General features: G+C 69.4%; 13 protein-coding genes. 9 read left to right on the plus strand and 4 right to left on the minus strand.

Features of this window, described 5'->3' with window-relative positions; genetic code table 11:
- Positions 1 to 57 precede the first annotated feature (57 nt).
- On the plus strand, positions 58 to 1,416 hold the full coding sequence (locus tag ACH34W_RS43785; RefSeq protein ID WP_395967137.1) for an MFS transporter: 1,359 nt from the start codon (positions 58 to 60) through the stop codon (positions 1,414 to 1,416).
- 59 nt (positions 1,417 to 1,475) lie between these two features.
- Here the strand turns inward: ACH34W_RS43785 and ACH34W_RS43790 are convergent, their stop codons facing one another.
- Positions 1,476 to 2,168, minus strand: a complete 693-nt coding sequence (locus ACH34W_RS43790; RefSeq protein WP_395967138.1) for a UdgX family uracil-DNA binding protein — start codon at positions 2,166 to 2,168, stop codon at positions 1,476 to 1,478.
- Positions 2,169 to 2,268: 100 nt separating this feature from the next.
- On the opposite strand from ACH34W_RS43790, the gene ACH34W_RS43795 reads away from it, so the two are divergent.
- The 3 genes from ACH34W_RS43795 (at position 2,269) to ACH34W_RS43805 (ending at position 6,487) form a co-directional block, all read left to right on the plus strand.
- Positions 2,269 to 2,970, plus strand: coding sequence for a metal-dependent transcriptional regulator (locus tag ACH34W_RS43795; RefSeq protein ID WP_395967139.1), 702 nt, complete (start codon positions 2,269 to 2,271; stop codon positions 2,968 to 2,970).
- A 132-nt stretch (positions 2,971 to 3,102) separates the two neighbouring features.
- Positions 3,103 to 5,391 (plus strand): SpoIIE family protein phosphatase, encoded by a 2,289-nt coding sequence (locus tag ACH34W_RS43800; RefSeq protein ID WP_395967140.1) that lies wholly within the window; start codon positions 3,103 to 3,105, stop codon positions 5,389 to 5,391.
- 100 nt (positions 5,392 to 5,491) lie between these two features.
- Positions 5,492 to 6,487 (plus strand): zinc-dependent alcohol dehydrogenase family protein, encoded by a 996-nt coding sequence (locus ACH34W_RS43805; RefSeq protein ID WP_395967141.1) that lies wholly within the window; start codon positions 5,492 to 5,494, stop codon positions 6,485 to 6,487.
- 64 nt (positions 6,488 to 6,551) lie between these two features.
- Here the strand turns inward: ACH34W_RS43805 and ACH34W_RS43810 are convergent, their stop codons facing one another.
- Entirely contained in the window at positions 6,552 to 7,469 is a 918-nt protein-coding gene (locus tag ACH34W_RS43810) for a class I SAM-dependent methyltransferase (protein WP_395967142.1), read from the minus strand.
- A gap of 195 nt (positions 7,470 to 7,664) precedes the next feature.
- Positions 7,665 to 7,826 (minus strand): hypothetical protein, encoded by a 162-nt coding sequence (locus ACH34W_RS43815; protein ID WP_395967143.1) that lies wholly within the window; start codon positions 7,824 to 7,826, stop codon positions 7,665 to 7,667.
- Positions 7,827 to 7,897: 71 nt separating this feature from the next.
- Between ACH34W_RS43815 and ACH34W_RS43820 the strand changes: the two genes are divergently transcribed.
- The 3 genes from ACH34W_RS43820 (at position 7,898) to ACH34W_RS43830 (ending at position 12,109) form a co-directional block, all read left to right on the plus strand.
- Positions 7,898 to 9,991: an MFS transporter gene (locus ACH34W_RS43820; RefSeq protein ID WP_395967144.1), complete on the plus strand. Its 2,094-nt coding sequence runs from the start codon at positions 7,898 to 7,900 to the stop codon at positions 9,989 to 9,991.
- 159 nt (positions 9,992 to 10,150) lie between these two features.
- Positions 10,151 to 11,296, plus strand: coding sequence for an acetyl-CoA C-acetyltransferase (locus ACH34W_RS43825; protein ID WP_395967145.1), 1,146 nt, complete (start codon positions 10,151 to 10,153; stop codon positions 11,294 to 11,296).
- Between the two features lie 51 nt (positions 11,297 to 11,347).
- A complete protein-coding gene (locus ACH34W_RS43830; RefSeq protein WP_395967146.1) occupies positions 11,348 to 12,109 on the plus strand; it encodes an enoyl-CoA hydratase/isomerase family protein in 762 nt (253 codons plus the stop codon).
- A gap of 129 nt (positions 12,110 to 12,238) precedes the next feature.
- Here the strand turns inward: ACH34W_RS43830 and ACH34W_RS43835 are convergent, their stop codons facing one another.
- A complete protein-coding gene (locus ACH34W_RS43835; RefSeq protein WP_395967147.1) occupies positions 12,239 to 13,000 on the minus strand; it encodes an IclR family transcriptional regulator in 762 nt (253 codons plus the stop codon).
- A 312-nt stretch (positions 13,001 to 13,312) separates the two neighbouring features.
- Here ACH34W_RS43835 and ACH34W_RS43840 point away from each other — a divergent pair, with 312 nt between their 5' ends.
- Together ACH34W_RS43840 and ACH34W_RS43845 are read left to right on the plus strand one after the other, a co-directional pair.
- Positions 13,313 to 15,265, plus strand: coding sequence for an acyl-CoA dehydrogenase family protein (locus ACH34W_RS43840; protein WP_395967148.1), 1,953 nt, complete (start codon positions 13,313 to 13,315; stop codon positions 15,263 to 15,265).
- Positions 15,266 to 15,923: 658 nt separating this feature from the next.
- Positions 15,924 to 16,736, plus strand: a complete 813-nt coding sequence (locus tag ACH34W_RS43845) for a class I SAM-dependent methyltransferase (protein WP_395967149.1) — start codon at positions 15,924 to 15,926, stop codon at positions 16,734 to 16,736.
- The last annotated feature ends 75 nt before the right edge of the window (positions 16,737 to 16,811 follow it).

Genomic DNA, 16,811 nt, shown 5'->3' on the forward strand with positions numbered 1-16,811 from the left:
GCCCGGCGTGAAGTGCTTACCCTTGCTAAGGAGTGCCCCCGACTACAAGCGAGCGACGTGCGAGACGCAGCCGAGCCCCCGGAGAGGACCGGCAAAGAAGAGACCGGTAAGGCAGAGACCGGCAAGGCAGAGACCGGCAAGCCCCGATCAGGCTGGATGAAGCGGATCGTGATCGACACGCGTCCGCTCGCCCACTCCGCGTACCGGCGGTTGTGGATGGGGCAGGGCGTGTCGTTCGTCGGGTTCCAAGTCACCGCCGTTGCCGTGCCGGTGCAGGTCTACGACATGACCAGGTCCTCGTTCTGGGTCGGCGCGCTCGGTGTGGTCAACCTCGTGCCGCTGATCGTTTTCGGGCTGTGGGGCGGGGCCGTGGCCGACCACATGGACCGGCGCCGGTTGCTCTTCCTGTCCTCGTGCGTGACCTGGGTGTCCACCCTGCTCTTGCTCGCGCAGGCGTTGCTCGGGGTGAACGACCTCTGGCTGATCATGGCGATCGTCGCCGTGCAGGCCACCGGCTTCGCCGTCTCCTCGCCCACCCGCAGTGCGATCATCCCCCGGCTGCTGGAGAAGGATCTCGTCCCGGCGGCCAACACGCTCAACTTCACGGCCAGCACGGTCGGCATGCTCGTCGGGCCGCTCTTCGCCGGATTGATCCTCGCCACGTTCAGCTACTCGGCGGCTTACGCGTTGGACGCGATTCTTTTCACCGTGGGGCTGTACGCGGCATTGCGGCTGCCGCCGGTGCCTCCGCTGGGGGACGTCACCGGCACGCCTGGCTTGCGTTCGGTGTTCGAGGGCTTTCGCTACTTGGCGACTCAGCCGGTGCTGATGATGTCGTTTGTCGTCGACATCATCGCTATGGGCGTGGCCATGCCGCGCGCACTCTTTCCTGAGCTGGCCGACACGCGCTACGGCGGTGACGGGGCGGTCGGCTGGCTGTTCGCCGCGATCGCGATCGGCGCGGTCCTCGGAGGCCTTTCGTCGGGCTGGATCGGCCGCGTCCGCCGTCAGGGCATCGCGCTTGTGGGGGCCATTGTCGTCTGGGGGCTGGCGGTGGCCGCCGCCGGGCTTGCCCACAGCCTCTGGCTGGCGGTGCTCCTGCTCGCCGTGGGCGGCGCGGCCGACCTTGTCTCGGCCGTCTTCCGCCAGACCATGCTGCAGACGTACGCCCCAGACGAGATGCGTGGCCGCCTCCAGGGTGTCTTCACCGTCGTGGTTGCGGGTGGTCCTCGCCTGGGTGACCTTCGTGCGGGAGCCACCGCGGCCATGGCCGGGGCCACTGTCTCCTGGGTGGGCGGCGGGATCGCATGCGCCGTTCTTGTGGTGGTCGCAGCGCTCGCCGTCCCGGCCCTTCTCCGCTACGACACCCGCACTGCCGCCCCTGCCTCCACCCCGGAACCGGCACCGACCAACTAACCGAGGACGCTGGCGCCCTTACCGAAGCTGCTGGCGACCTAGCCGAGGCGGCTGGCGACCTAGCCGAGGGCGCTGGCGACCTTCTTCAGATCGTCGACCAGACCGGCGTACATCTCATCGCGATTGTCCGAGCGGAGCACAGCCGACGGGTGGATGGTCGCGAGCAGCTGGGCGCCGGAGCGTTTCTTCGCTTCGGCGTTGGCCTTGGCCGCAGGGGTGCCGATCAGCTCCAGGTCGGGCAGCGGCAGGAGTTCGCCGCGCTGCTTGGTCACGCGGAACGTGGAGCCGAGGAGCGCCTTGCCTGCCGTGGCTCCCAGCGTGACCACGACGTCGGGGTCGAGGCTCTGGAGTTCGGCGAGGAGCCAGGGGCGGCAGGCACGCATTTCGCCGGAGTTGGGGTTCTCGTGGATCCGGCGTTTTCCCTGGTACTTGAACTTGAAGTGCTTGACCGCGTTCGTCACGTAGACGTCGCCGCGTTCGATGCCCGCCTCCACCAGGGCGCGGTCCAGCAGACGCCCTGCCGGGCCGACGAACGGGGCGCCCTGGCGGTCCTCTTGATCACCTGGCTGCTCGCCGACGAGCACGACGTGCGCGTCCGGCGAGCCTTCGCCGAAAACCGTCTGGGTCGCGTTCTCGTGCAGCGGGCACCCTTTGCAGCCCGCCGAGGCCTGCCGCAGGGCCTCAAGATCGGCCCGGAGCTGGGGATCTTCCGGCAGGAAGGGCTCCGCGTCGTGGGAAGGAGTCGCAGTCATGGTGTGTTGCTCCATACCCACCACGAGAGGGATATGTGCAGGCACCGCCTCTGAGTCGGTTGAGCAAGTAGACTCGATCGCACAAGACTGGAGGGAGCTCGTGACCTCACACGGCCTGATTGACACTACGGAGATGTACCTCCGTACGGTTTTCGAGCTCGAAGAAGAGGGGATCATCCCTCTCCGCGCCCGTATCGCCGAGCGTCTCTCCCAGAGCGGCCCCACAGTGAGCCAGACGGTGGCTCGCATGGAACGCGACGGGCTGCTGCGAGTCGAGGGCGATCGGCACCTCGAACTGACCGAAGCGGGCCGCCACCTGGCGGTGTCCGTCATGCGCAAGCACCGTCTCGCGGAGTGCCTGCTGGTCAACGTGATCGGCCTGCCCTGGGAAGACGTCCACATCGAGGCCTGCCGCTGGGAGCACGTCATGTCGGAGCAGGTCGAGCGGCGCCTGGTGGCCCTGCTGGACAACCCGACGGCCTGCCCGCACGGCAACCCCATCCCCGGCCTGGACGAGCTGGGCGGCCACGGCGACGACAGCGAAGCCGCCCCCGTCTCGGTGATGTCCGACGTGGCGACCCCCGTCGGCGCCCGCGCGATCGTTCGCCGGATCAGCGAGCAGGTGCAAAGCGACAGCGATCTGATGCTTAAACTCAAGCAAATCGGGATACAACCGGGACGCGAGGTAACCCTTCAGACGACGGACGACGGTGTGCGGGTGACATGTGACGACGAGGCCGACAGCCCTGCGAGCGAGCTGCCGCGCGACATCGCCGAGCACGTCTTCGTCAGCCGGCGCTGACGGGGGTCCGTTGGCTATCGAGTTCCGGGTCTTTTCCGAAGATCTCCGTTCCCTCCTGTCGTTCTCGCGTATCCATGAGGCAAGTTCGTCGTTCAATACTGGGGACGCATCTGGACTCGGACGGGCGGGGTCATGAAGAGCTGGGGGGAATCGCCGTTCGCGGCGCACCTGCCACCTGAGACCGTCCTGAGCCAGATGGAGATGGCGGTCATCGTCTGCGACCGCTTCAGCAACGTCATCTACGGCAACTCGTTCGCCCGTCAGCTCTTCGGCTTCGGCGGAGACGAGGTGATCGGGCACTCGGTGTTGTCGCTGGGCATCGCCGAGGAAGATCATGAGCAGGCCACCGAGCTGGCCAGGCATGTGCTCAAGGGCGGGGTGTGGGAGGGGACCTTCTGCAACCTGCGCTCCGACGGCACCTCGGTCTACACGCGGGCGCACGCGGTGCCGCTCCGGCATCCGTCCGGGGCCGTCGACGGCATCGTGATCTTCGCCCGCGAGGCGCTCCGCAGCAACCAGCGCGAGCAGGACCGGTACGGCCTGCTGGAGCGCATCGGCGAGCGGCTGGCCGGGTCGCTGGAGCTGCAGACCACACTGCGGCGGGTGGCCGACATCCTGGTGCCGCAGTTCGCCGACCACTGCTTCATCGACCTGTTCGACACCGGTGAACGGCCCAACCAGGCCTATGGCCGGCTCGTCCGGCGTGCGGCACGGCACGCGGGCGGCTGGGAGCCACCGCCCGGCACCTGGGCCGACATCGGCGAGGCGATCTCCTACCCGGCCGGGCATTTCAGCGCCAAGGCGATGAGCCGCCGGGACGCGGTGCTCGTCGAGGACATGGTCCAGCATCGGTTCTCCGCGCCGAGCGACTCCAGCAAGCGGCTCGGCGACGAGATGGGCATCACCTCGGTGATCTCCGCGCCGCTGCTCGTGCGGGGCGAGCTGCTGGGCGTCATGAGCGTGGCGCTGTCCAACCTGACCAAGCGCCCCGACCCGCACTACGACGGTTTCGACCGCGACCTGATGGGCGCGATCGCCGGGCGGGTCGCGATAGCCGTCGACAACGCGATGCTCTTCGAGGAGGAACGCGAGACCGCACTCGCGTTCCAGAAGAACCTGCTCCCCAGCGAGCGGCCACCGCGGCTGGACGGCCTGCAGGTGGCCTGGCGCTACGAGCCCGCGCGGCCCAACGAGTCGCACGGGCACGGCGTGCAGACCCAGGTCGGCGGCGACTGGTACGACGTGATCCCGCTGTCGGCGGGCCGGGTCGGGCTGGTCATCGGCGACGTCGAGGGACGCGGGGCGCGGGCCGCCGCGGTCATGGGCCAGCTGCGCGCCGCGATGCGCGCGTTCGCCCAGGACGACAAGTCGCCCGCCGAGATCCTGCGCAAGCTCGACGAGTGGGTGCGCACGATGACCCGGCCGGAGCGGCAGCGCTCGGGATGGGCGCCCTACAACGACGAGGTCCGGCCGCCGCTGGTCTCGTGCACCTACTTCACCTACGACGCGTGGTCGCGGGTGCTGGAGTTCGCCAACGCCGGGCATGACCCGCCGCTGCTGATCGCGGACGGCGAGATCTCGGAGCTGAAGTTCGAGAGCGAGGGCGCCATGCTCGGCGTCCGCGGTCCGGGCATGGGCGGCGAGATCCTCTTCAACGAGGAGTCGACCGAGCTCAAGCCCGGCACCACGCTGGTGCTCTACACCGACGGCCTGATCGACCGGCGGCCCAAGGAGAACGGCGAGTACCACACCCGCGAGGAGGCCCGCGAGCTGGTCCGCGAGGCCATCGCCGAGGTGGCCCGCCGGGACGTGGAGACGATCGCGGAGGCCGCCTACGACGCGGTGCAGGGCGACATCGACGACGACGTCGCCATCGTGGTGATCCGTACCGCCGCGGAGGAGCTCGCGGTGGAGGAACGCCTGTTCCCGGCCGAGCCGATCATGGTCTCGGAGGCGCGCCGGATGGCCGCCGACGCGTTCGCCTCCTGGGGCATGCTCGACGAGCAGGCCGAGCTGGCGTGCCTGCTGGTCTCCGAGGTGGTCACCAACGTCGTGCTGCACGCCACGACGACGCCGACCCCGCGCCGCGAGCTGGTGCCGTCCGGCATGCCGCAGGTCCAGTTCAACACGGCGGGCGACCTCGACGGGGTCTTCGACGAGGACGACTGGAACCTGGGCGCCGACCTCGGCCGCCGCGAGCCGCCGACCAAGGACTTCCGGCTGCGGCTGCGCCGTGGCGCGGACGCGATCTGGGTGGAGGTCTTCGACTCCGACCTGCGGCTGCCGCGCATCCGCAGCGCCGGCGAGACCGACGAGGGCGGCCGCGGGCTCTACCTGGTCGACCAGCTGGCCAGCCGCTGGGGCGCCCGCCCCACCGCGGACGGCAAAGCCGTCTGGTTCGAGCTACCTCTCATTCCCTGATCCTCCGTACCTCGCTGGCCTCGGTGCGCAGCTGGTCCCGGAGCGCAGAGGTCTCGGTGCCCCGCTGATCTCGCCGGGGCGTTGGGCGTACCGTGGTGGGGTGCGTGCCTGGATGGTCGACAAGCCCGGACCGATCGCCGACCGGCCGTTGCGGCGGATCGACCGGGACGTGCCCGAGCCGGGGCAGGGCGAGCTGCTGCTCAAGGTCCTGGCCTGCGGGGTCTGCCGTACGGATCTTCACGTCGCCGAAGGCGATCTGCCTGTTCACCTGCCCGGGGTGACGCCGGGCCACGAGATCGTCGGGACGGTGCTCGCCGTCGGGGCCGGATGCCGGATCGGGGTGGGCGAGCGGGTCGGCGTGGCGTGGCTGCGCGGCACCTGCGGGGCGTGCCGGTTCTGCAGGCGCGGTGCCGAGAACCTCTGCCCGGCCTCGGTCTACACGGGCTGGGACGCGCACGGCGGGTACGCGGAGTACGCGATCGCCGTGGACGCGTATGCCTACGCGCTGCCGCCCGAGCTCGACGACGTCCGTGCCGCACCGCTGCTGTGCGCGGGGATCATCGGTTACCGGGCGCTGCGGTGCGCGGAGCTGCCACCCGGCGGACGTCTCGGGATCTGGGGGTTCGGCGGCTCGGCGCATCTGGCCGCGCAGATCGCGCAGGCGGAGGGCGCCGCGCTGCACGTCTTCACCCGGTCACCTGCGGCCCGCGAGCTGGCGCTGTCGCTGGGTGCGGTCTGGGCGGGCGACTCGTTCGGCGATGGGCCCGAACCGCTCGACTCGGCGATCATCTTCGCGCCGGCGGGCGGCCTGGTGCCGACCGCGCTCGAACGGCTCGATCGGGGCGGCACGCTGGCGATCGCCGGTATCCACCTGACCGATGTGCCGTCGCTCGACTACCAGCGGCACCTCTTCCAGGAGCGGCAGGTGCGGTCCGTGACCGCCAACACACGGGCGGACGGGGAGGAGTTCCTCGCGCTGGCCGCCCGGCTCGGGGTGGCGGTGACGACGCGCCCGTACGGGCTGGACGATGCGGATCAAGCGCTGGCCGATCTGGCGGCCGACCGTTTCACCGGAGCAGCCGTACTCGTGCCTTGAGACCGTGTCCTGAGGCCGTGTCCTGAGGCCGTGTCCTGAGGCCGTGCCCTGAGGTGGGCCGGGATCAGATCGGCTCGGCGGCCACGTGTGCCCAGTTCTGGGTGAACCAGAGCTCGCCGCCGATGATGCGGGGCTTGGCGCCGGTCCGGGGACCGCCGTCGACCTCCTCCTCCAGGGCCTCGCGGATCTCCGCGGCGGCGGCCAGGGAGTGCGCCCCGGCGAGCCAGGGCTCCACCGGCCGTTCGACCGTGAAGACGTCCAGCCGCCGGACGTTCGCGCCGGCGCTCGTGATCAGGTCGGTGAGGCCGGCGATCGAGAACGTGCCCGGGTGGTCGGGGTTGCGGACGCGCTCGATCCAATCCCGGTCGGCACCGGCCAGGTTGGTGCGCACCACGTCGGCGATGATCAGCCGTCCGCCGGGGCGGGTCACGCGGAGCAGTTCCCGCAGCACCTGCTCGGGATCGCCGAGGTTGTAGAGGGAGAAACGGGTGGTGACGAGGCTGAACGCGTTGTCCTGGTAGGGGAGTGCGGTCGCCTCCGCACGTACCGTCTCGGCACGTACCGTCAGCGCGTCGGCGGACTCGACCGGAAAACCGTCGGGATCGGTCAGGCCGAGCTGCCCGCCTCTGGCCGTGTGCTGCGGCGGGAGGTGCTGTGACCGGCGAATCTCGCGATGCGCGGCGGCGGGGCCGGCCTGGTCGCCGTCCGCGTCGGCGATGCGGACGGGGCCGGTGCCGAACTCGACGGTGGGCACGCGGCCCTGGCCGTCGGGACGGCCGGCCCAGGCCGCCGGCGGGGGCGCCGCGTCCACGGCGGTGACATGGCGGACCTGGGGGGACAGGGCGGCGGGCATCGGCCCGCGGCCCCGGGCGACGTCCAGGCAGACGTCCTCCTGGGTCGGCTCGGCGAAGTCCAGCAGGCGTCGTACATGCGGGGTCACCGTGCCGCCGGACTCATGGACCTCGGTCGCGGGGTGCGGCACGTCGGGTCTCCCTCGGCTCAGGTCGGCTTCGCGATGCGGGATGCCGCTCGGTCTGGCCGTACGCATGCCATCGGCACTGACTACGAGCGGGGTATGGAAGCCGAATTCGTCAGTTATGACTCTCCGGAGGGGGAGAAAGTTCGCCTCCTGTGGAGGGAAGTTCGTCCCCGTTAGAGGAGAAAACGTTACTCGACCTCACGAGTCGAGCTGTCGTCCGAACAAGGCCAGTGTGACCAGGACAAAAACGACGAAGACCGCGATATAGGTCGGCACTGGCAGCCGCAGCCGCTGGGCGGCCCAGCGCACCGCGAATCCGCACAACAGCGCCGTCACGACGAGCGCGATGATCCCTTCCATGGCCACCTTCGATCCGGGGGAGGTGCCTCTCCCCCTGAACGATAGACGGATTGATCGAGCGAGTCGCGGGGATGACCGCTGATATGGCGATCAAGGAGGAAGGCAGGTCCATGCCTCAGGGCCGGTCCATGCCTCAGGGGCGGGACCTGTACGTGATCCTCGGTGCGCTCATGCTCGCCATGCTGCTCGCGGCGCTGGACCAGACGATCGTCTCCACGGCCCTGCCGACGATCGTCAGTGATCTGGGCGGCCTCAACCACCTCTCGTGGGTGGTGACGGCGTATCTGCTCTCCTCGACCGCGTCCACGCCGCTGTGGGGCAAGCTGGGCGACCAGTACGGGCGCAAGCGGTTGTTCCAGACCTCGATCGTCATCTTCCTCATCGGGTCGGCGTTGTGCGGCGTGGCCCAGGACATGACCCAGCTGATCGCGTTCCGCGCCGTGCAGGGCCTGGGCGGCGGCGGGCTCATGGTGCTCGTCGTCGCGATCGTCGGCGACGTGGTGCCGGTCCGGGAGCGCGGCCGTTACCAGGGGCTGTTCGGCGCGGTCTTCGGTGTCTCCAGCGTGTGCGGGCCGCTGCTGGGCGGCTGGTTCGTCGACAACCTGTCGTGGCGCTGGGTCTTCTACATCAACATCCCGATCGGCATCGTCACGCTGATCGTCATCGCCGCCGTGCTGCACGCCGTGTCCGTTCGCGAGCAGCACACGATCGACTACCTGGGCACCCTGCTGATCGTCGGCTGGGCGGTCGGGCTGGTGCTCATGGCCACCTGGGGCGGCACGGAGTACGCGTGGTCGTCGCCGCAGATCATCGGTCTCGGTGTGGGCTCCGTCGTCCTCATCGTGTTGTGGATCTATGTGGAGCTGCGGGCCGGCGAGCCGGTCATGCCGCCGCGGCTCTTCAAGGAGGCCGTCTTCTCACAGGGCTCCGCGATCAGCTTCGTGATCGGCTTCGCGATGTTCGGTGCCATGACGTTCATCCCGATCTTCCTGCAGGTCGTGCACGGCGTCTCGCCGACGATGTCCGGCGTGCACCTGCTGCCGATGATGCTCGGCATGCTGGTCGCCTCGATCGGGTCGGGCCAGCTCATCAGCAGCACCGGCCGCTACAAGATCTATCCGGTCGTGGGCACGCCGATCGTCGCGCTGGGCATGTGGTTGTGCGCGGGTATGGACGAGACCACCTCCACGCTCTCCATGAGCCTGCGGTTCGCTCTGCTCGGCTTCGGGCTGGGGCTGGTCATGCAGGTGCTGGTCATCGCCGTGCAGAACGCCGTTCCGTACGAGGATCTCGGCTCGGCCACGTCGGGCGTCACGTTCTTCCGCCAGATCGGTGGTTCCTTCGGCGTCGCGGTGTTCGGCTCGGTCTTCGCCAACCAGCTGGCCTCCAACATGGAGGCAGTGGTGCGCAAGGGAGAGCTGCCGCCGGGCTTCGACCCGTCCGCCGCCCAGGGCGATCCCAAGCTCCTCGACCAGCTGCCGCCCCAGGTGAGGGGCGACGTGCTGCACGTGTACGCGGAGTCCATCCAGACCGTCTTCCTCTGGGCGGTGCCGGTCGCGCTCGTCGCGGTCGTGCTGACCTGGTTCCTGCGCGAGGTGCCGCTCCGCGCGACCGCCGGTGCCCAGGACTATGGCGAGGGATTCGGCGGCGCCCCCACGGTCCGGTCGTCCCGGCACGAGATCGAACGGGCGCTCAGCGTGCTGATGCGCAAGGACGCCAGGGCCATGGAGGTGTACGAGCGCCTCGGCGCCCTCTCCGGGGTCAACCTGCACGCCGGGAGCATGTGGGCCCTCTGCCGGATCGCCAAGGACGGCACGGTGTCCGGCGCCGAATTGGCCGAACGCGCCGGCGTGCCTGTCGAACGGGGCCGTCCGTACGTGGACCGCCTGGTCAACGCGGGTTTCGTCATACGCAGTGATGGCGACCTCGTCATCACCGACAGCGGACAGGCGGTCGCCGGCCGGCTCTTCGAGGCCCGTCGCGAGGGACTGGCCGAGCACCTGTCCGGCTGGTCTCCCGACGAACATCCTGAGCTCGCCGAGATCCTCACTCGTCTCTCCCGCGAGAGCCTGGGCGACGACGTCGACGCCAAGGCCGTCCAGACCGGCTCGGCGCCCGACGGCGGGGGCCACGAGAAGGGAGGCCGGCACGTCGCCCACGACTAGCCGGCACGCCGCCCACGACTAGATGGCGGGCCTATAGATGGCGGGCCTACCGAGACCCAGGTCACATGGCGTTGCCGCCGAGGCGATGTAATCTCATACTGACTAACCGAATCTCACTCGGTTTCGGGACGGAACCCCAACCCCACATTTGGAGGCGCAGTGGCCGAGGCGTACATCGTCGGCGCGGTCCGTACCCCCGTCGGCACCAAGAAGGGTGCCCTGAAGGACGTTCACCCCGCCGACCTCGGTGCCCACGTGCTCAAGGAGCTCGTGAACCGGACCGGGGTCGACCCGTCCGCCGTCGAAGACGTGATCACGGGCTGTGTCATGCAGGTCGGGCCGCAGTCGCTCGACATCGCGCGTACCGCCTGGTTGTCGGCCGGCCTCCCCGAGAACGTGCCCGGTGTGACCATCGACCGGCAGTGCGGCTCCTCGCAGCAGGCGATCCACTTCGCCGCGCAGGGCGTGCTGTCCGGCACCCAGGACCTCGTGGTCGCCTCCGGCATCGAGCAGATGGCCGTCGTGCCGATGGGTTCCTCGGTCGCGATGGCGATGGAGAAGGGCATGCCCTTCCCCTACGGCGACGGATGGGCCGAGCGCTACGGCCAGCAGGAGATCTCACAGTTCCGCGGCGCTCAGCTGATGGCCGAGAAGTGGGGCTTCTCGCGCGAGGACCTGGAGAAGTACGCCCTCGAGAGCCACCAGCGGGCGGCCAAGGCGATCGAGGCCGGCTACTTCGACCGGGAGATCGCGCCGATCGCCGGGCAGTCCAAGGACGAGGGTGCCCGCCCCGACACCTCGCTGGAGAAGATGGCGGGCCTCAAGCCGCTCCGCGAGGGCTGGGCCATCACGGCCGCGGTCGCCTCGCAGATCTCGGTCGGCGCCTCCGCCCTGCTCATCGCCTCCGAGGAGGCCGTCAAGCAGCACAACCTGACGCCGCGGGCACGCATCCACACCCTCACGGTGTGCGGCTCGGACCCGGTCTACATGCTGACGGGCCCGATCCCGGCGACCGAGAAGGCCCTGCAGCGCAGCGGCCTGAAGATCGACGACATCGACGTCTTCGAGGTGAACGAGGCGTTCGCCCCGGTGCCGATGGCGTGGGCTGCCGACACCGGGGCCTCGCTGGAGAAGACCAACCCCAACGGTGGCGCGATCGCCCTCGGCCACCCGCTGGGTGCGACCGGCGGCATCCTGATGACCAAGCTGCTGCACGAGCTGGAGCGCACCGGCGGCCGCTACGGCCTCCAAACGATGTGCGAGGGCGGCGGCCAGGCCAACGCGACCATCATCGAGCGAATCTGACTGTCGGCGGGCGGGGCCATGGCCTCGCCCGCCCCCGCGTTGGGGAGAGGCATGATCCTGTACGAGGTGGCCGGCCGGGTCGCGACGATCACTTTGAACCGGCCGGACGCCCGGAACGCGCTCAACGACCAGATGATCGATGAGCTGCTCGACGCGTTCGACCGGGCCGGTGCCGACCACCGCGTCCACGTGATCGTGCTGACCGGCGCGGGCGACCGGGCGTTCTGCGCCGGCGCCGACCTCGGCGGGCTGGACACCGGCGCGATCGACGACATCCGGGCGAGCGCGCCGTACCGCCTGTTCACGGCGTTCCCCCGGCTGGGCAAGCCGATCATCGCGCGCCTCGCCGGGCACGCGGTCGCGGGCGGCCTCGGCCTCGCCGCCGCCTGCGACCTGGTCATCGCCGCCGACGACGTCAAACTCGCCACACCCGAGGTCAACGTGGGCCTCTGGCCGATGATGATCATGGCCATCATCAACCGGAACGTGGCGCCCAAACACGCGTTCAAGCTCTACTACACCGGGCAGCGCATCACCGCCGCCGAGGGCCGCGAGATCGGCCTGGTCACCGAGGTCGTGCCGCGTGCCGACCTGGACACGCGGGTCGCCGAGCTGGCCGCGACCATCGCCGCCAAGAGCCCCATCGGCCTCCGCATGGGCCGCGAGGCGTTCTTCGCCATCGAGGGCCGCCCGCTGGAAGACCAGATCGCGCACCTGCTGGGCGAGCTGGTCGCACTGGCCGGGACCGAGGACGCCAAGGAGGGCATCACGGCCTTCCTGGAGCACCGCGAACCGGACTTCCAGGGCCGCTGACCTGGGCGCCTCCGGGAATATCGGGCCCCGCGGAAATCGGGGCCCCGCATGGTTGAGTGATCGACCATGCGAATCCGACGGCCCGCCGCCAACGCGCCACCAGGCATCATCGGACGGCGCGCGCGTGGGTTAGGCGATGGTGAGGCTCAGGGTGCGTTGAATGCGGGCGGCGGTTGCCTGTATGCGGTGTGCGGAGGCCTCGATTTTGGGGAGCTTGCTGGTGCGGCACGAGATGGCCAGCGCGCCCACGACACTGCCGGTGGCGTCGGTCACGGGGACGGCGGCGCAGCTGGTGCCGATCGCGTATTCCTCGCGGTCCAGGGAGAGCCCGGACGGCTTGGCCAGCGTGCGCAGGAGCTGCTGGTGGTCGGTGATGGTGTGCGGGGTGAGGTCGACCAGCGGGTGCCGGGCCAGGTAGTCGCGACGGCGTTCGTCATCGAGCTGGCCGAGCACGCACTTGCCGATGGCGGTGGCATGGGCCGCGGCGTCGAAGCCCACCCAGAGGTCGACGCGCGGTGTGCGGGGGCCGTCGGCTATGTCGACTATGCGGATCTCGTCGTCCTCGTGCAGGCCGAGGTAGGCGGCGACGCCGAGCTCGTCACGCAGAGCCATCAGGGCGGGGCGGATGCGGGCGAGCAGCTGCTGGGCCTTGCTCTGGCCGTTCAGGGACTGGACCCGGTCGCCGATCACCCAGACGCCGTCCGAGAGGCGCATCGCGTAGCCCTCGTGGGCGAGGGTGCGCAGCAGGTGATAGGTCGTGGCGAGAGGCAGTCCGGCCTCGCGGGCCAGCTGCTTGGCGGGCGCCCCGTTGGGATGCGAGGCCACTGCCTCCATCAGGTGCAAGGCACGTTGCACTGAGGCGATGAGAGTAGGTCTCCGTGTCTCATCCATCACGCACAGCGAACCCCTCTGGCCTCGTTAGGTCAAGGCCTTTCGTGATACTGGGTCCATTGGATCACTTCTTGCTCGACCTGGTGCCGTGTTCACGGAAGCCGGCGACCGAATTCAGTGTGCTGGAACGGTCCTTTCTTGGGCCTTGACTCCGAGGCGAGATCATTGTTCCCGCAGACAACATAAGTGCACTGTTAACGCATTGGCATCTTTGTGGTCTTTGGTGGGCTGGTGTTCGGTGGGCCCTACTCAGGGGTACGACTCGGGAGTAACTTCGCAAGGGAGACGCGGAAGCCATTCCGAGGAGCCGGTATGACCCAGCCGAGCCGCGTAGACGAGCGCACCGCCCGCAAGATCGCCGAAGAGGCGCGCGAGACCGAATGGCGCCTTCCGAGCTTCGGAAAGCAGCTGTTCCTGGGCGACTTCCGTCTCGATCTCATCCATCCCCATCCGCGTTCTGACGAGGTCATGGCGCGCAAGGGGGAGGAATTCCTGGCCCGGCTCCGGGAGTTCTGCGCGACGAAGGTCGACTCGGCGCTGATCGAGAGGGATGCGCGTATACCGGATGACGTCGTCAAGGGGCTGCGCGCGCTCGGTGCTCTCGGCATGAAGATCCCGGAGAAGTACGGCGGTCTCGGGCTCGGGCAGTATCACTACGGGCGGGCCCTGATGATCATCGGTTCGGTCAGCCCGGCGCTCGGTGCGCTCGTGTCGGCCCACCAGTCCATCGGAGTCCCGCAGCCGATCAAGCTCTTCGGCACCGACGAGCAGAAGAACACCTGGCTGCCGCGCTGCGTCAACGAGATCAGCGCGTTCCTGCTGACCGAGCCGGACGTCGGCTCGGACCCCGCGCGGCTCCGTACCACCGCGGTGCCCTCCGAGAACGGCGACTACGTCCTGAACGGCGTCAAGCTGTGGACCACCAACGGCGTCGTCGCCGATCTCGTGGTGGTGATGGCGCGGGTGCCGAAGTCCGAGGGGCATCGCGGCGGCATCTCCGCGTTCGTCGTCGAGGCGGGATCGCCGGGCATCACCGTCGAGCGCCGCAACGCGTTCATGGGACTGCGCGGCATCGAGAACGGCGTCACGCGCTTCCACGACGTCCGCGTCCCCGCCGCGAACCTGATCGGCAAGGAGGGTGCCGGGCTGAAGATCGCGCTCACCACGCTCAACACCGGCCGCCTGTCGCTGCCCGCGTTGTGCGCGGCGGCCGGCAAGTGGTCGACCAAGATCGCGCGCGAGTGGTCGAGGGAACGGGTGCAGTGGGGCCGTCCCGTCGGCGAGCACGAGGCGATCTCCAAGAAGCTCGCGTTCATCGTCGCGACCTCGTACGCCCTGGAGGCGATGCTCGACCTGTCCGGCCAGCTGGCCGACGACGAGCGCAATGACATCCGCATCGAGGCGGCGCTGGCCAAGCTGTGGTCCTCCGAGATGGCGTGCAAGATCGCCGACGAGCTGATCCAGATCCGTGGCGGCCGCGGCTACGAGACCGCGGCGTCGCTGGCGGCCCGCGGTGAACGTGGCGTGCCCGCCGAGCAGGTCCTGCGCGACCTCCGGATCAACCGGATCTTCGAGGGTTCGACCGAGATCATGCATCTGCTGATCGCCCGTGAGGCGGTGGACGCGCACCTGTCGGTGGCCGGCGACATCATCGACCCGGACGCGCCGCGCGGGCAGAAGGCGCGCGCCGCGGCCCGCGCCGGCGGCTTCTATGCCCGGTGGCTGCCGACGCTGGTCACGGGGGCGGGGCAGCGTCCCGGATCGTACGGCGAGTTCGGGCCGCTGGCGCAGCACCTGCGCTATGTCGAACGTGCCTCCCGCAAGCTGGCCCGCTCGACCTTCTACGCCGCCGGACGCTGGCAGGGGAAGTTGGAGTACAAGCAGGGCTTCCTCGGCCGCATGGTCGACATCGGCGCCGAGCTCTACGCCATGAGCGCCGTCTGCGTACGGGCGCTGCAGGACAGCCGGGAGGCCGGTGGGCGGTCGGAGGAAGGTGAGGGCAAGGCGGGCCGTCCTCCGGGGGTGTCCGCTACCAGGCTGGCCGACGCCTTCTGCAGGCAGGCGCGGGTACGGATCGACGAGCTCTTCGATGGGCTCTGGCGCAACACCGATGCCCTCGACGCCAAGCTCGCCAAGCACATCCTCTCCGGCGACTTCATATGGCTGGAGGAAGGCGTCCTCGACCCGTCCATCCCCGGTCCGTGGATCGCTGACGCGACCCCTGGCCCGTCCGACCAGGAGAACGTCCACCGCCCGATCGGCTGAGCGCCTCGGGTCCCTGACCCGGGGATCGTCGCACAGTGTCATCATGTGAAAACTCTCTGCCTGCGTTCTGGGCCAAGTGCCGATATGTTGCACTCACCCGGCGGTGCCGTGGTGACGACAGGGCGAAGGCGGAGGGACGACGCGATGCTCAGCGTGATCGTCGACGGGATGCGTGATCCCGAGTGGAACCTCGCCCTCGACGAGTCGCCGGTGCGCGTCGGCACGCCCCCGTTCCGGCAAGGACCCCCGTTCCGGAGTGCGGCCCGACCTCGATGTGCTCGTGGCCACGGCTGTCGAAGGGTTCGGCCTCCCGGCCGCCGCACTCCGGGACGGGATCATGCAGGTGTCCCGCGTCCGCGCTCGACAGGCCGAGCGTGAGCGAGCTCACCGAGACCACCTCTACGCGGTCCGGTACGGTGACGTGACCTGGCATTTGGCGGGTCGCCGGTCGACACGCCCAAGCGTGCGGCACAGCAGCGGGCTCTGGGGCGTTCGAGGCTGAAAGCGCACTCTCGGCTTGTGAACGGTCACTGTGGACTAGACTGACCCGACCTTGCGCTAGAGATCGGCCCGCCTCGAAGTCCAGGTCGGCACGCCGGTCCGGCGAACGCCAGCCGATTGCCAGGCGAGCGACAACGCACTCCAGCGAGCGGGAAGTATGCATTCACCAGGTCAGAAAAAGTCCATTGCCGGTACGCTCCTCAAGCTCCTTGGCAGCAAGACCGAGCCTGCCGTTCCCACCGCCGGCGACGGCGAACTCGTCCAGCCCGCCGCAGGCGACGGCGCCCTGGAAAACCACCTCGGCGGCGACGAGGCCCGCAACTACCGCAAGTACGAGTACGACATGGTGGCCCCGCACGTGGGCCGTTCCCTGCTGGAGATCGGCTCCGGCCTCGGGCACTTCTCCGAGCAGTTCGCCGGGCGGCTCGACTACCTGGCCGTGAGCGACAACGACCCCTACTGCGTGGGCGAGCTCCGCAAGCGCTACGACGACAACGACGACGTCGAGGTGCTCGACCTGGAGCTGCCGGCCGAGGTCGACATCCGGCAGAAGGTCGACACCGTCGTGATGATGAACGTCCTGGAGCACATCAAGGACGACGTCCAGGCGCTGCGCGACCTCGCCTCGGTGACCGCGCCCGGCGGCCGCATCGTCATCTGGGTGCCCGGCTACATGCAGCTCTACGGCGAGTTCGACCGCAAGGTCGGCCATGTGACCCGCTACACCCCGGCCACCCTGGAGGCCTCGGTCCGCGAGGCCGGGTTGACCCCCGAGGTGCTCAAGCCGATCAACTTCCTGGGCGGCATCGCCTGGTGGGCCGCCGTCCGCCGCGGCGGCGCCGGCTACCCCGACCCGCGCCTGGTGAAGATCTACGACCGCACGGTCATCCCCACCACCCGCGCCATCGAGCGCCTGATGCGCCCGCCGTTCGGCCAGACCGTCTTCTGCGTGGCCCGCGTCCCCAAGTAAACCGGCCCACAGGTCGCGGTCGGTAATCGGGCCCTCTCGGGCCGTGGTCGGACGGGTACGATGCGGGAAACCCTC

This window comes from Actinomadura sp. 6N118 (genome assembly GCF_044326415.1).
Lineage (GTDB): Bacteria > Actinomycetota > Actinomycetes > Streptosporangiales > Streptosporangiaceae > Spirillospora.